The organism is uncultured Shewanella sp. (assembly GCF_947491715.1).
Taxonomy (GTDB): domain Bacteria; phylum Pseudomonadota; class Gammaproteobacteria; order Enterobacterales; family Shewanellaceae; genus Shewanella.
The window spans coordinates 13,332-28,591 of sequence record NZ_CANLKR010000004.1; the positions used below are offsets into that span (position 1 = coordinate 13,332).

The 15,260-nt window shown below is 41.1% G+C and carries 15 protein-coding genes; 6 read left to right on the top strand and 9 right to left on the bottom strand.

Translation table 11 applies throughout. From position 1 onward, the window contains the following. Window positions 1–214 precede the first annotated feature (214 nt). Window positions 215–463 carry a hypothetical protein gene (locus Q0779_RS05260; RefSeq protein ID WP_298770249.1) on the bottom strand — a complete coding sequence of 83 codons (249 nt, stop codon included), beginning with the start codon at window positions 461–463 and terminating at the stop codon, window positions 215–217. Window positions 464–677: 214 nt separating this feature from the next. Continuing rightward, window positions 678–1,739 carry a ribosome small subunit-dependent GTPase A gene (gene rsgA / locus Q0779_RS05265; RefSeq protein WP_298770251.1) on the bottom strand — a complete coding sequence of 354 codons (1,062 nt, stop codon included), beginning with the start codon at window positions 1,737–1,739 and terminating at the stop codon, window positions 678–680. Window positions 1,740–2,430: 691 nt separating this feature from the next. Between rsgA and Q0779_RS05270 the strand changes: the two genes are divergently transcribed. Beyond that, window positions 2,431–2,895 (top strand): type III secretion system chaperone, encoded by a 465-nt coding sequence (locus tag Q0779_RS05270; RefSeq protein ID WP_298770254.1) that lies wholly within the window; start codon window positions 2,431–2,433, stop codon window positions 2,893–2,895. A gap of 13 nt (window positions 2,896–2,908) precedes the next feature. On the opposite strand, the gene Q0779_RS05275 is transcribed toward Q0779_RS05270, so the two are convergent. The 6 genes from Q0779_RS05275 to lolB form a co-directional block, all read right to left on the bottom strand. Then, window positions 2,909–3,754, bottom strand: coding sequence for an isocitrate lyase/phosphoenolpyruvate mutase family protein (locus Q0779_RS05275; protein WP_298770255.1), 846 nt, complete (start codon window positions 3,752–3,754; stop codon window positions 2,909–2,911). A gap of 65 nt (window positions 3,755–3,819) precedes the next feature. Then, window positions 3,820–4,359: a methylated-DNA--[protein]-cysteine S-methyltransferase gene (locus Q0779_RS05280; protein WP_298770258.1), complete on the bottom strand. Its 540-nt coding sequence runs from the start codon at window positions 4,357–4,359 to the stop codon at window positions 3,820–3,822. Further along, a complete protein-coding gene (locus Q0779_RS05285) occupies window positions 4,356–5,846 on the bottom strand; it encodes a DNA-3-methyladenine glycosylase 2 family protein (protein WP_298770260.1) in 1,491 nt (496 codons plus the stop codon). Before Q0779_RS05285 ends, Q0779_RS05280 begins: the two co-directional genes overlap by 4 nt. Window positions 5,847–6,076: 230 nt before the next feature. Next, window positions 6,077–7,024, bottom strand: a complete 948-nt coding sequence (locus Q0779_RS05290) for a ribose-phosphate pyrophosphokinase (protein ID WP_298770262.1) — start codon at window positions 7,022–7,024, stop codon at window positions 6,077–6,079. A gap of 69 nt (window positions 7,025–7,093) precedes the next feature. Further along, the gene (gene ispE, locus Q0779_RS05295) at window positions 7,094–7,948 is read right to left on the bottom strand and encodes a 4-(cytidine 5'-diphospho)-2-C-methyl-D-erythritol kinase (RefSeq protein WP_298770265.1); all 855 of its coding nucleotides are present in this window, start codon (window positions 7,946–7,948) and stop codon (window positions 7,094–7,096) included. After that, window positions 7,945–8,562, bottom strand: a complete 618-nt coding sequence (gene lolB, locus Q0779_RS05300) for a lipoprotein insertase outer membrane protein LolB (RefSeq protein ID WP_298770266.1) — start codon at window positions 8,560–8,562, stop codon at window positions 7,945–7,947. Before lolB ends, ispE begins: the two co-directional genes overlap by 4 nt. A gap of 300 nt (window positions 8,563–8,862) precedes the next feature. On the opposite strand from lolB, the gene hemA reads away from it, so the two are divergent. From hemA to Q0779_RS05325, 5 genes are all read left to right on the top strand, one after another. Beyond that, complete coding sequence (gene hemA / locus Q0779_RS05305; protein WP_298770268.1) at window positions 8,863–10,113, top strand: glutamyl-tRNA reductase; 1,251 nt, start codon at window positions 8,863–8,865, stop codon at window positions 10,111–10,113. Window positions 10,114–10,126: 13 nt separating this feature from the next. Next, a complete protein-coding gene (gene prfA, locus Q0779_RS05310) occupies window positions 10,127–11,212 on the top strand; it encodes a peptide chain release factor 1 (RefSeq protein ID WP_298770270.1) in 1,086 nt (361 codons plus the stop codon). Window positions 11,213–11,311: 99 nt separating this feature from the next. Further along, a complete protein-coding gene (gene prmC, locus Q0779_RS05315) occupies window positions 11,312–12,154 on the top strand; it encodes a peptide chain release factor N(5)-glutamine methyltransferase (protein WP_298770272.1) in 843 nt (280 codons plus the stop codon). Between the two features lie 189 nt (window positions 12,155–12,343). Next, the gene (locus Q0779_RS05320) at window positions 12,344–13,009 is read left to right on the top strand and encodes a methyltransferase (protein ID WP_298770274.1); all 666 of its coding nucleotides are present in this window, start codon (window positions 12,344–12,346) and stop codon (window positions 13,007–13,009) included. 10 nt (window positions 13,010–13,019) lie between these two features. After that, on the top strand, window positions 13,020–13,736 hold the full coding sequence (locus Q0779_RS05325; protein ID WP_298770276.1) for a transporter substrate-binding domain-containing protein: 717 nt from the start codon (window positions 13,020–13,022) through the stop codon (window positions 13,734–13,736). Between the two features lie 30 nt (window positions 13,737–13,766). Here Q0779_RS05325 and Q0779_RS05330 read toward each other — a convergent pair whose 3' ends face one another. Continuing rightward, window positions 13,767–15,257, bottom strand: a complete 1,491-nt coding sequence (locus Q0779_RS05330; RefSeq protein ID WP_298770278.1) for a CoA-acylating methylmalonate-semialdehyde dehydrogenase — start codon at window positions 15,255–15,257, stop codon at window positions 13,767–13,769. Window positions 15,258–15,260 lie beyond the last annotated feature (3 nt).

Below are 15,260 nucleotides of genomic sequence, written 5' to 3' on the forward strand. Positions count from 1 at the left end.
GGAGGCCATAGGCCTCCTGCTTGTACCATTTTCAAAAGTAAAGCAGTGCATATCATCCCTAAGCATTGATATTCAATTGGTAATGAGAGTATTGATTAAGCCTGATTAAAAATAAATATCACTTTCATCGTAAGCGATAAACTATGAGCCTTCGCTAAACAATCTATATCATTTTATACACTGACAACTTAATTTTCTAAAAGTGTGAGTTAGCTCACCATGTGTCGTTACCCCAGCATTCATCCTTGTGCTGCTCATATTGTTGACCAATAGGAAAAATAACACTCACTTTTTGTACTTCATCCTGCAGATCAGTTTGATTTTGTCTATGCGCAGGAATGACATCATCATGGTCATCATTCACGACTGCGACTGACGCACACCCTTGAAGCAATAGTGCACATCCTAGTGCTGTTATTAGTACTGTTATTAATGCTCTCAAACTTAAAATAAAACGGCGCATATCATCCATAACCATCGGTATTTAATTAAGAATAAAAGTATTCCTTAAGTAAGCGTAAAAATATATATCACTTTAATCGTAAGCAATAAACGATCAGTTAACACTCCATAGCGGATCGTTCAGTAGAATGTCAGGGAAAATAAAGTCGATGATAAGAAAATGAAAAATGCCGCTAAATTAGCGGCATTGAAAATGTCGATATGTTCAGTGTGTATTAATCGCCTTGCTTTAGTTTACGGCCTGTCGATTGCACCTTTTTGTACATCTTAGACAGCTGTTTATCATGAAGACGTTTATCAGCCAGAGTTGCACCATTACGAGCTTGCTCTCGCAATAACTTTTGATAATTATTAAAACGCCTTTCAGTCAGGAGGCCATTATCAATAGCGGCAAGTACTTTACAACCCGGCTCAGTGTGATGCTGGCAATTAGCAAAACGACACTGTGATATAAGCACTTCAAGATCAGCAAACGTTTCTTGTACGCCGACGGTACAATCTGCTAATTGTAACTCACGCATACCTGGTGTATCGAGTAATAAGCCACCACTTGCTAATACATGCAATGAACGCGATGTTGTGGTGTGACGTCCTTTATTGTCATCTTCACGAACACCCGCTGTAATTTGCACTTTTCTACCTAATAATGCATTAATTAGACTCGACTTTCCTACGCCAGACGACCCCATCAATGCAATGGTTTGCCCCATCTTGCACCAAGATAACAGCACCTTTACCGAGCTCACATCAAGGCTATTAACTGCCTCGATCATTAACTGACTATCCAGTTGCTGAACGTGTTTAATTTTATCCTCGACATCATCACAAAGATCGACTTTGGTGAGTACAACGACAGGCTCAATTTGTGCGTCGTTGGCAAGCGTTAAATACCGCTCGATTCGACTCAAATTAAAATCATTATCCAGTGCTACCACGATAAACACAGTATCGATATTTGCAGCAATATACTGCTCAACCACTTTACTACCAGCAGCTTTACGACTGAACAATGATTGTCTCTCTAATAAACGTTCAAACTTTTTTTCTTGGTTTAACACAATCCAATCACCTATGCTCATCAAGGGTTGGCTTTGATGTACAGGCAATGGTATTTCACCTTGCTCAGTGGCTAATAGATAACCGCTTCTATGGTGAGCAATCACTTTAGCAAACCTTGAGTATTCAAGATCGGTAAGTGTAAGCTGTTGCTGAAAAAATGTTTTCCATCCAAGTTGTTGTAATGAGATTGGATATGTAAATAATGTTTTAGAATTCATTGGTTTTACCCTAGACGCATGCATAAACTTATCGACAGTTTTACAACGTCAAAAAACAATTAAGTTAGGGTCTACTTCAGATATTGTGACCCCGGTAATGACATACACCGGGTAAAAGGAACGCGAACATAAACTCAATGACATTGAGTTATTCAATTAGGAAATGGCTTGATAAGAAAACAATAAACGAAAGTGACTTAATAAAGTCCTCAGTTCATCTACCTATCATTACTTCACTTGACCGATTTATACGCGCGTCACTTTTACAGCCGTGTATCGGGTTTTCATTACAATCATCTTATATCCTCTCATTATTTATTAACTCAAGCAGAGTAACAGAAAAAGAACAATAGCAAAAGTGTACCTAATGTATTAATCATTGAATGTGACTAAAATCCACTTGCTTGCTAAGCACATATTGAGCTCCCCTATTTTTTGCCCGTACAAACCCAGTATCAACTGATAGAGGTATATAATTTACAAATAGATAACAGAGTGAACTTCAGCCAAAAGTCGATCATCAACACTATAACATGAAATAAAAATTGTTTTATATCAGTTATTTATTGTATATAATGATGAAGAGGTCATAAATTTTAAAATTGATGTCTTTTTCTGATAGATATTACACTAAAGTCGTATAGTATATTCATGGTTTGTTGTTGCTACTGTCAATATTAGGAAGAGAAATATGATCACGGCTTTTGAAAAGTTAGGAAATTCATTAGGAATAGGTGAATTTAAGTTTAATGCCGATGGCTATTTATCTGTTATCCTTCACGGAGAATATACAATCCACTTTCAGTTTAATGAGAGCAAAAACACATTAAGTTTTTACTCAGAAATTGCGGATTTAACGCATGTTAAATCCGTTAATTTACTTTCTGAATTATTAAAAGAGAATTTTCTCAGCGAAAGTGGTAATCAATTTCACTTTAGCATTAATCCTGAAACAAATTGGTTACTCTTATTTAGAACAATAGATGAACCTATAATAGACTTATCAATATTTAAAAATATAATCAATAGCTTAATTGAGTCGGTTATGACGTGGAAAAAACGCATCAATAATTTTTTGCAAGATAATCTCAATAAAAAAATGCAACAGAATCAGTATCAGATCCCCGCCAATAAGTTTTCTTTTATTTCCAGATAATGCACTAGAATGACTACCCATTCACCGTATAAAAAACGGTACTCACTTGAGTATTAAAGGCAGGGTTTTGATATAAGGCAGCCGTATTGTTCTGCTTTAGCAAAGTAGTGGCTGTATGCTCCATAAAAGCAATCGTCAGATCTGACAACGCGTTGCCAATACTAAAACGTTTCACACCCAAATTTTGTAACTGACTCATATCAGTCAGATCGGGTAGCGACATAACATTAACGGGCGCTGCAATGCTGCGAGTCACCGCCTTAATGTCATCACTTTGAGTCATGCCGGGCACAAATATTCCACTGGCCCCGCTGGCAATATAACAACTGCCCCGCGCTATCGTTTCTTGAAGCGGATCCTTGGCATGAAAATAAGCATCAATACGGGCATTGATGAAAAAATCCTGATAACCCGCCTCGTCCAATCCCGAGCGAATTGACTTGATAAGTTCTGCATGGGCAGCGGTATCTTTCAGACCACCTACAACACTGTCAGTCAAATGACTGGCAAAAGGCTTATATGAATCTTCAATATTAATACCAACAACACCTAGGTTTGCCAGTGTAATCACATTATCAACAATCTCGTCATTTGTCTTCGCAAAGCCCGACTCAATATCAACTGTCACCGGAATACTGACCACAGCCATAATTTTCTCGACAATGGATAAACATGCCTGAAAAGAAATAATTTCACCATCTTTATATCCAAGGCTATTGGCCATTCCCCAACTTGTGGTCCCTATCGCCTTAAAGCCAGCTTGCTCTAAGATCAGAGCAGATAATGCATCCCAGGCATTTGGAAGCAAAAGTGGGGCATCTTGTTCATGTAGATTTTTAAAATTTTTACTGTTATTCATTTTTCACTCCATTGATACTATTATTCTTATTGTTAAAAAAGTAGCTTATTATATTGATTGCTAAATTAATTCAGAAACTGCGTTTTTGCCTGACGCTGACATTTCATCGAGTTCACATCAGCGTAAGATTGAGAAATTGATTGCTTGATGGCAATGCCCTCATGCTGCAATAACCATAATTTACGCTCCAGACCACCGGCATAACCCGTGAGGGAGCCATTGGCCCCAATCACACGATGACACGGCACTATGATGCTAATAGGATTTCGACCATTGGCGCCTCCTACTGCCTGCGCCCCTTTTGGTTTATTCACTTTTTTGGCAATATCAGCATAGGTCAGTGTTTTCCCAAATGGGATCTGACTCAAACATCCCCAAACAGCTTGTTGAAAATCAGTGCCTTGTGCATCAATGGGTAAATCAAATGCTTGGCGAGAGCCTTCAAAATACTCAAGTAATTGCAGCTTACAGGCATCAGTCACATTATTTGCATTTTCAACGCCTTGCTCAGAGCCACAAAATATTAACTGACGAATGCCAATATCTGACGCCTTACATTCCATCAAGCCTATTGGTGTTTCTAAATAATCGGTATAAATTATCATGGCAATTGACTCCATAATTGAAAGGTCAAATAGCTGCCCCACGGAGAGGCTTTCTTTGCATTGAGTCTATTTTCTTCATCTGGTTCGTTGGTATGATATTGTTCTAATACTTTTTTGATGCCTAAGTCCCCAGCTAAAAAGATATCGGGATCACTTAAGCCTCTCATACGAGCATATTCAACCGTCCACGGACCAACTCCTTTTAACTTCAGCCATTGACTGGTATCGTTTGCATTATTCTCACCCAATCCATTTAGAGTGCCTTCACAACAGCCTTGATCGATTTTACCGTCAGCATCCTGAGCTGCCGTATCGCAACAGCCTTGAGCGGTTTTAGCTGCAGTATCGCAATAATATTGTGCCAAATTGCGTAACGTTTGCTTACGAGAGCCTGGAATTTTTAAAAAAGCCAGCTCACTATCTGCTATGGCTTGAGGTGAAGGAAACAAAAGGTGCTTCCCATAAGGCTCACCCAATTCACTCACTAAAGTTATTACTAAATTTCGCGCCGCAGTCACCGAAATCTGCTGTCCTAAAATTGCTCGAATGCCTGCTTCAAATAAGGTCCAAATACCCGGTAATCTCACTCCAGCCTTAAAAGGAAATGAAGCAGGCAAACAGGCTTTTAGATCTTTCTCAACAGCTTGTATATCAAGATCTAAATCTAAAATGCGACGAATATTGTTAATTATCGCTTTCAGATAGTTGACTTCATTGAGTGCTATATTGACTTCAAACATATTCACTTCGCCATAATGCTTCGCAGTAAAACATCCTTGAGTATCATGCCAATTAAACGTGCGCCCATAACTGTGTTCATCACACCATTCGAGCTTATCCACGACTCTTGCAGCTAATATGCCTTGCATTAAAGACCAATCAAAGGGTGGCCTATAATACAATTTCAACGTTAATTGGTTAGGCTTGTCTTGACGGGTTTTCCGCACCTGTGATGGCGTCAATTTAAGCTCTGATTTAAAGCAGTCATTAAAACGTCGCAGGCTGTCAAAACCACTTGCTAATGCAACTTGAATGATCGGTAATTTAGTTTGTTGTAATAACTGTTTAGCAAATAAACACTGTTGATAAAGAGAATAACGCTTCGGCGACATACCAAGATGCTGATTAAATAATTGCCTCAAATAGCGATCGCTGATCCCTAATCGTTCGGCCAATTGCACTAATGAATGAGATTGCAATGCGCCTTCATCAATTAAACGCATCGCTCTATCAAGAGTGGCATTCACACCTTTCCAAGCTGGTGAATGAGGGGCGCTATCCGGTCGACACCTTAAACAAGGTCTGAATCCCGCTGTCGCACACTCAATGGCTGAGCTAAAATATTGCACATTTTCTTCTTTTGGTGGGCTCGCAGGGCAGATATTACGGCAATAGATCCCCGTCGTCTTTACTGCTGTAAAGAACTGCCCATCAAAGCGGGGATCGCGTGATAATCTTGCCTTCTGGCAAATACGGGTGTCCAACATTAAGCGTCCCTTCTTTCTCACTGATGACTTAATGAAATCAGTATATCTTGACTCGAGCAGGAAACTAGCCAGAATCGGAACTGAATGTAAAAGATGTTTTGCGATGGTTGACGGGCAAATATGAAAAAGCACACGGTTAAGTGTGCTTTTTATCTGGCATGTCTTTTTTATAGGCTAAAAATGCATTGTAGCATTAGTGACCTATTTAGGATTAATGCTCAATCTAGTATTTAGTGCTCAAACATGGCAGAAATAGACTCTTCATTGCTGACGCGGCGTATTGCTTCAGCCATGACAGTGGACATCGTTAATTGAGAAACTTTATCAAGTGCCTGGATTTCTTTACTCAGTGGAATTGTATCAGTCACAATGACTTCATCAATCACAGACTCTTTGATGTTTTGCACTGCGTTTCCTGAAAAGACGGGGTGAGTTGCATAAGCAAAAACGCGGTTTGCACCATGCTCTTTCAAGGCTTCAGCCGCTTTACAAAGTGTACCACCTGTATCAATCATATCATCAACAATGATACAGTCTCGGCCTTGAACATCACCGATAATGTGCATGACTTGAGCCACATTAGCTTGTGGGCGACGCTTATCAATAATGGCAAGATCGGAATCATCAAGGAGTTTGGCGACAGCACGGGCACGAACAACGCCACCAATATCGGGTGAGACGACGACAGGATTTTCCAGTTCTTTTTGCATCATATCTTCTAGCAATACTGGGCTGCCAAAGACATTGTCAACGGGAACATCAAAAAAACCTTGAATTTGCTCTGCATGTAAATCGCAAGTTAATACTCTATCTACACCCACACTGGATAAGAAGTCAGCAACCACTTTTGCTGTGATGGGGACACGTGCACTGCGCACACGGCGATCTTGGCGAGCATAACCAAAGTAAGGTATAACGGCAGTAATACGGCCTGCTGATGCGCGACGAAGCGCGTCAACCATGACTATTAGTTCCATTAAGTTATCATTGGTCGGTGCACAAGTAGATTGAATGATGAAAACATCCGCCCCTCGCACATTCTCATTGATCTGGACACTGATCTCACCGTCACTGAATACGCCAACTTCTGCGTCTCCAAGTTTACAAAATAAACGTTCAGCTATTTTTTTAGCGAGACTCGGTGTAGCGTTACCAGCAAAAAGTTTAATGTCAGGCACTGTATGGACCTCAGGCTTAAGCGTTATTTTTAGTGGCTGAAATAATCTATATTACTTCAGATGCGTATTTTAACGTTGAGCTAATCTCAGCGTTAATGGTGATATATTTTTTCCTTGTGCAACAAATCCACTCATTTCCGCAGGCAGCTTAGCCAGTGCGGATAGGGCTTGCTGATGTTGCTCGAACTCCCCGAAAACACAAGCACCCGTTCCGGTCATCCTAGACGGCGCATATTCTAGCAGCCACGCTAAGGCATTGGCAACTTGGGGGTAGCGATTGGTTACCAATTTTTGACAATCATTATGCCAAGGGGCACTCATTAATGCGTCAAGTGATAATTTTGGTGTGTCGCGAGGAAGCTTGGGATCTCGGAAAATGTCAGCAGTCGATACATGGACAGTTGGGGTAATGATCAAATACCACTTCTCAATAGGCGTAACGGGCGTGAATTGTTCGCCAACACCTTCAGCAAATGATGATAGTCCATTGATAAATATTGGTATATCAGCACCAAGTTTGAGGCCTATATGGCAGAGCTCTTTTTGACTTAAGTGAGTATTCCACAGACTATTAAGGGCGACAAGTGTGGTGGCAGCATTTGACGACCCTCCACCAATGCCGCCCCCCAGAGGTAAACGTTTATCCAAGTATATTTCTGCTCCTTGAGAGCATTGAGTATATGCCTGCAATGATTTTGCGGCTTTAAGAATTAAGTTATCGTTTTGGGGGACAACTTTATTCAGACTTGAATGGAGGATGAGACTGGGTGTTTGAGTGATCTTAAAATCAAGGTAATCTGAGTGATCGATAAATTGAAACAAAGTCTGTAGTTCATGGTAACCATCGTCACGTTGATGATTGATATGTAAAAACAGGTTCAGTTTAGCGGGAGCAGGCCACGCGGTTGAAAGAGAGGCTGTCATATTGAGGGAGTGCTCGTGGCTTGATTAGTGCGAGCTAAGCGGTTGCTATTAGTCGATGCTGCTAATGCTTGCCATTGATTAATTTGAATTTTTATTTTTATATCTGTGCTGTTAAGTGCGAGTAACCTAGGCAGTTCAGTACCCTGTTGTTGTTGCCAGCGTAAATAGTGAATGTGCCAAGATGGATTGGTTTGTGTGATAACGTGAACGGGTCGGTTTTGATTATCTTTTGCTTTAACCACGTCCGTTGGACTGAGTTGACCTGTTATCCAAAGGGGGAGCGCATCTATGGGCAGCGTCCAACCTGTTACGCGAAAGAGTAAATCTTGAGCATTATTATCGTCATAGGTTTCGCCATTGACGACTAAGCGCGCTTTGCCCTCTTTTTGAGTTAACGAGAGGACTTGAATACCCAACATAGTGGTGAGGGTTAACTCATCGCTGTTACTCGTATGTAACCAGTATAAGTTACTGCTTAATTTGTCATTGGGTAGCGTGATAGCGATTTTCCCTGTCATTTCCCAAGCTTGGGCATCGGCGACTTTTTCAACCGACACTGGGCTGAGGTTACTGGGTAAACTACTACAGCCAGATAGAAAAACTAAGCTCAGCATTAGCCATGAATAGAATTTTTTGCTTAAGTCAGTCAAATTAGTTATTCGATATTTTTGGATTAGACAGATTATAATACGAGGGAGAATAAAAATAGCCAATGCTTATGATGATCTTTTCATTATAATGGAGCAATAGTCATCTTTTTTGGATGAAAAAGCAGCAATCAGCGTGTTTTTTTGTTAAATACGCTCGAAATGAACATTATTCTTCGGTTTTGTTAAGCATATTCTGTTTTTAAGTAACTCAATTCAGTAGAATAGCGGCCAATAAATAAGATAGTAACAATCTAAACGAGTCAGATGAGCCTTGTAGCAATCGGTATTAATCATAAGACAGCCACCGTGGATACCCGCGAAAAAGTGGCGTTTGCGCCAGATAAAATTCATGATGCCATGAAGAGTCTGGCTGCACACACTTGCTCTGGTGAAGCGGTTATTATCTCGACTTGTAATCGTACTGAACTGTATTCAAATGCGAAAAACACGAGTTTATTAGTTGATTGGCTTGAGCAATATCATGCTCTTTCTCATGAAAATATAGCGCCTTGTTTGTATACATTAACCGATCAAGAAGCGGTGAAGCATTTAATGCGTGTCGCGGCGGGGTTAGATTCATTAGTATTGGGCGAGCCGCAAATCTTAGGGCAGGTGAAGCAATCATTCGCCCAAGCCAAAGAAGCGGGTACCGTTGCTTTTGCCATGGATAAGTTATTTCAAAATACCTTTTCTGTGGCGAAAAAAATTCGCACAGAGACGGATATCGGTACTTCCGCAGTCTCAGTGGCATTTGCTGCGGTCAGTATGGCGAAGCATATCTTTTCAGCCTTAAGTCAAACTCAAGTCTTATTGGTTGGGGCTGGAGAAACCATAGAGCTGGTGGCTAAACACCTTTTTGATAATGGTGTAAAATCCATGATCGTGGCGAATCGAACGATCCATCGTGCGCAAGCCATGTGTGAACAATTTGACGCCAAACCTATTACATTAGAACAGATCCCTGATTTTCTCGCTAAAGCGGATATCGTGATATCCTCTACGGCAAGTCCATTACCTATCCTTGGAAAAGGCATGGTAGAAAAAGCGCTAAAGCAGCGTCGTCATCAGCCTATGTTATTGGTTGATATAGCGGTTCCCCGTGATATTGAAGCAGAGGTAGCCGAGCTAGATGATGCCTTCCTCTACACAGTAGATGATCTGCAAAGCATAATTGAACAAAATATGGCCTCTCGACGAGAGGCTGCCGAGCAAGCTGAATTAATTGCTGAAGATCAATCTCACCAGTATATGGCATGGGTTCGTTCCCTGAGTTCGGTTGACAGTATTCGTGAATATCGCAATAAAAGTCTCGCGGTGAAGGATGAATTGGTTGAACGAGCGATGAATAAATTAGCCCAGGGGGGAGACAGTGAAGCCCTCATTTTAGAACTGGCTAATAAATTAACCAATCGTTTGATTCACGCTCCGACACAAGCGTTAACTGCGGCGAGTCGTGAAGGGGATTTACATTCTCTTGAGCAATTAAGAAATGTGCTTGGATTAGATAAAGACTAAGGTTAGCGTTTTAATGAAAGAGAGTGTTATTCGCAAGCTTGAAGGCTTGCTTGAGCGAAATGAAGAGGTGCTGGCTTTACTGAGTGATGCCAGTGTGATTGCTGATCAAGAGCGTTTTAGAGCCTTATCTAAAGAGTATTCGCAATTAGAAGAGGTGGTTAAAGCTTTTACGGCATTTAAGCAAGCAGAAGAAGATCTTATTTCAGCAAAAGAAATGCTGGCTGAAGATGATGCTGAGCTAAAAGAAATGGCTCAGGAAGAAATTAAGCAAGCCAAAGAAGTGATTGAATCACTTGAAGATGAGCTACAAATCTTACTGCTTCCTAAAGATCCCAATGATGACAACAATGCGTTTGTTGAAATTCGTGCAGGGGCTGGGGGTGATGAGGCGGCTATTTTTGCGGGTGATTTGTTCCGTATGTACAGTCGTTATTGTGAAGGTAAACGCTGGCAAATAGAAGTCATGAATGCCAGTGAAGGCGAACATGGTGGTTTCAAAGAAATCATTATTAAAGTGTCAGGAGAAGGGGTTTACGGTAATTTGAAATTTGAGTCTGGTGGACATCGTGTTCAGCGAGTGCCTGAAACCGAATCTCAAGGTCGCGTGCATACTTCTGCATGTACTGTGATTGTTTTACCTGAAATTCCTGAAGCGCAAGCCATCGAAATCAATAAAGCTGATTTAAAAGTGGATACGTTTAGGGCTTCAGGTGCGGGTGGGCAGCACGTTAACAAAACAGATTCTGCTATTCGTATTACGCATATTCCCACGGGCATCGTTGTAGAATGCCAAGATCAGCGTTCTCAGCATAAAAACCGTGCTCAAGCCATGAGTGTATTATCGGCTCGTATTCAAGCCGTTGAGGATGAAAAGCGTCGTAGCGAAGAAGATTCCACTCGTCGAAGTCTTGTGGCCAGTGGCGATCGTTCTGAGCGCATTCGTACTTATAATTTTCCACAAGGACGGCTGAGTGAGCATCGTATTAATTTGACGTTATACCGTTTAGGTGAAGTTATGGAGGGTAATTTAGATATGATTATTGAGCCCTTGATACAAGAAAACCAAGCGGATTTATTAGCCGCGTTGTCAGACGAATAGTCACTCGATAGTCATAAAACCAAAGCCCTTAAAGGGCTTTGGTTTTATCTATTATTCCAATACCAATTAATCTTGTGTTCATAATGAAAAGGATGTGCAGTGCAACTGATTATTGTTAAAGCGCTTGAATGGGCTTCATCACAACTGATGGATATTTCTGATACACCTCAGTTAGATGCCGAAATTATGTTATTACATGTGATTAATAAACCGCGAGCGTATCTCTACACTTGGCCTGAAAATAATATCACATCAGAACAAGGCTCAGAGTTTAAACGTATGGTGGCTAAACGGCTAGAAGGTAATCCTATCGCACATATTGTGGGTGAGCGAGAGTTTTGGTCCCTCCCCTTCAGGGTCAACCCAACGACGTTAATTCCCAGACCAGATACCGAAATACTCGTTGAAACTGCATTAAATTTACCTTTATCTGATTCGGCTCGAGTACTGGATTTGGGGACCGGAACGGGGGCGATAGCGCTCGCGTTAGCGCATGAAAGGCCTTCATGGCGGGTGACAGGTGTAGATAAGGTGAAAGATGCCGTCGAATTGGCAAAATTAAATCGACAGCTACTTAAACTGGATCAGGTTGACATTTTACAAAGCGATTGGTTTGATGCCATATGTTGCTATGATTTTAATCTCATCGTCTCAAATCCTCCTTATATCGATGAGCAAGACCATCATCTGAATGAAGGAGATGTCAGGTTTGAACCTCAAAGTGCACTCACCGCTCCTGAATCGGGCTTTGCAGATCTGTATCACATTGCGTCGGCCGCACGGGATTATTTAGCGCCGGGTGGATATTTATTATTAGAGCATGGTTATCAACAAGCCATTGCGGTACGAGATAAGCTTATTGAACTCGGTTATGAAAATGTCTCTACGGTGAGAGATTTTGGCAGTAACGATCGCTGTACATTGGGGCGTTGGTCTCGATAATGTCACTCTAGCAATAAGAAAGACGAGCCACAGACTTCTTGTTGGCTCCATTTTCTATTCTGTTTTTATTCCCCATACTTTTATCATTAAGGACTTTAATGACTTAGTATTGGACGTAAATGTTCTATATTTATCCTTACTTGCTCATTATTATTCAATGATGGGTTTTGATTTAAAAAAGGATAGAGGATGACGTTACAAGACGATCCCAGTTATGCTGGTCAAGCCGTGTATACACGTAAAATGTTATTGATTTATAATTTATGGGTATTAGGTTTTTCAAATACTTATCTATGGCGTTGCCCCACCACTTTTCTGCGAGCCCACTTTCATAAAAAAGTCAGTTTAAATCATCTCGATGTGGGAGTTGGGACAGGGTATTATTTAGAAAAATGTCTTACAGAGAAGCAAAGGCGAGTGGCTTTATTAGATTTGAATTCTGTGAGTTTATCGACGGCTGGTGCCAAGATAAGGCAGTATCATCCTGAAATTTATAAAGGCAATGTGTTAGCGCCTCTAGAGCTTAATTGTGAACCTTTTGATTCTATAAGTATGAATTACTTATTGCATTGCTTACCCGGAGATTTAGTTGCTAAATCTGTTGTTTTTGAACATTTAATTCCTTATTTGAATGAAGGGGGCACTTTATTTGGTAGCACCATATTAGGCCAAGGCACTCAGCCAGGCTATTTTGCGACTAAGTTGATGAATTTTTATAACCATAAGGGTATTTTTGATAACTTGTCTGATGATTTAATGAGCCTAGAAACCATTCTTAATAAACATTTTCAGAAAGTTAAAATAGAAATGCGAGGTTGTGTTGCCATTTTTTCTGGTGTGAAAAAAGACACCTAGGAGGACAAACATGATATTACGGGTGATGTGTTATTTTGTGATAGGGGGCTTATTCTACGCGCAAGCGTCGCAAACATTGCGGGTGGGCACCACGGGAGATTATCGACCACTCACTTGGTTTGATAAACAAAATAACACCTTTAGCGGTGATGCTATTACATTAATTAAGCGTTTCGCGAAAGATAAGCATTATGACATTGAGTTTATACAAACCCATTGGCCTGATTTATCAAAGGATCTGGCCAATGGCCGTTTTCAAATAGCAGTAGGTGGCATTTCAGCTACTGAGCAACGAGAGAATCAATTTTTATTTTCATTGCCTATACAGGTTTTTGGTAAAACAGCCTTGATGCGGTGTCGCGATCAGTCACGTTTTAAAACCTTCGATGATATTGATGTAGAGGGAGTCAGAGTTGTGGAAAATCGTGGTGGGACGAATGAAGCATTTGCATTATCTCGAGTGAAAAAAGCCACATTAATTATTGTGCCCAATAATCATCTGCCTTTTATATTGCTGACTGAAAATAAAGCTGATGTGATGTTTACTGATTCTATTGAAGTTAATTATATGCACAGTATTAATCCAGCATTGTGTGGTTTAGCGTCAAAAAAATTATACACACAATCTGAAAAAGTGTTTCTATTTGGAAGAGATGAAGGTGCGTTACAGCAACAATTTAATGCTTGGTATAAAGAACAAGCGGTGACAGACAAGTCAGCACCTTGATACTTGTCTGCGGTTTGATTCTACACGTGCTTATTTCATCGTGGGCATCACAAATTCGGCTTGATTATGCATAATGGTTGGCCAGCGGGCGGTAATGGCTTTGCGCTTTGTATAGAACCGAACACCATCGGGGCCATGCATGTGCAATGGTCCAAATAACGAACGCTTCCAGCCTCCAAAACTATGAAACGCCATTGGCACAGGTATAGGCACATTGACGCCGACCATGCCGACTTGAACATGATGACAAAAGTGACGAGCCACTTCGCCATTTTGAGTAAAAATGGCGGTACCGTTGCCAAATTCATGTTTATTAATCAGTGCGAGAGCCTCTTTATAATCTGTGACTCTCACCACGCAGAGTACAGGGCCAAAAATCTCTTCTTGGTAAATTCTCATATTGGGGGTGACATGATCAAACAAACAGCCACCTAAAAAGAAACCGTTTCCTCTGTCTTTGACTGATAATTGACGTCCATCGGCGATAAGCGAGGCGCCTTCTTTTAGGCCGACTTCAAGGTAATGTTCAACTTTGGCTTTATGGGCAGCGGTGATCAGAGGACCCATGTCCATGTCGGGTGTCATGCCATCACCTATTTTGAGGGATGTCACTTTTGGGGTCAGTTTTGCTATTAAGGGATCGGCAATATCACCAACAGCAATAATGACAGAAATGGCCATACACCGCTCACCTGCTGAGCCAAAGGCCGCACCTGTTACGGCATTCACGGCTTTATCAAGATCGGCATCGGGCATTAACAGCATATGGTTTTTTGCGCCGCCTAAGGCTTGAACGCGCTTACCGTGGGCCGATGCGGTCGTGTATATGTATTCTGCTATTGGGGTCGAACCGACAAAACTCACGGCTTTGATATCATCATGAGTGAGCAGAATATCGACAGCTTCTTTATCACCGTTAATGACATTCAGTACACCATCAGGTGCGCCAGCTTGAGTGAGCAATTCGGCAATGCGCGTAACGACACCGGGATCTTTCTCTGATGGTTTCAAAACAAATGTATTGCCGCATGCTATGGCGATAGGAAACATCCACATGGGAACCATAAAAGGGAAGTTAAAAGGCGTGATACCGGCGACGACGCCTAAAGATTGATTGAGTGTCCAAGCATCGATACCGCTTCCAACTTGTTCAGTATGTTCACCTTTTAATAGGTGAGGGATCCCACAAGCAAACTCAACAACTTCGAGTCCGCGAATGACCTCACCTTTAGCATCATCATGCACTTTGCCGTGCTCTTGTGTAATGAGCATGGCAAGTTCATCGATATTTTCTTCAATAAGCGTTTTAAATTTAAACAATATACGAGCACGGTTTAAGGGGGTAACTTGGGACCATGTTTGGTGAGCTGCTTTAGAATGGGCAATGGCATCTTCAACTTCTGCTTTACTGGCCATAGACACATTTGCTTGTACTTGACCGGTAGCAGGATTAAATACAGTTTGAGTGCGTTCACTGGCTTGAGTGTGCTGCCCATTGACATAATGAGTAATCATTTTCATTTG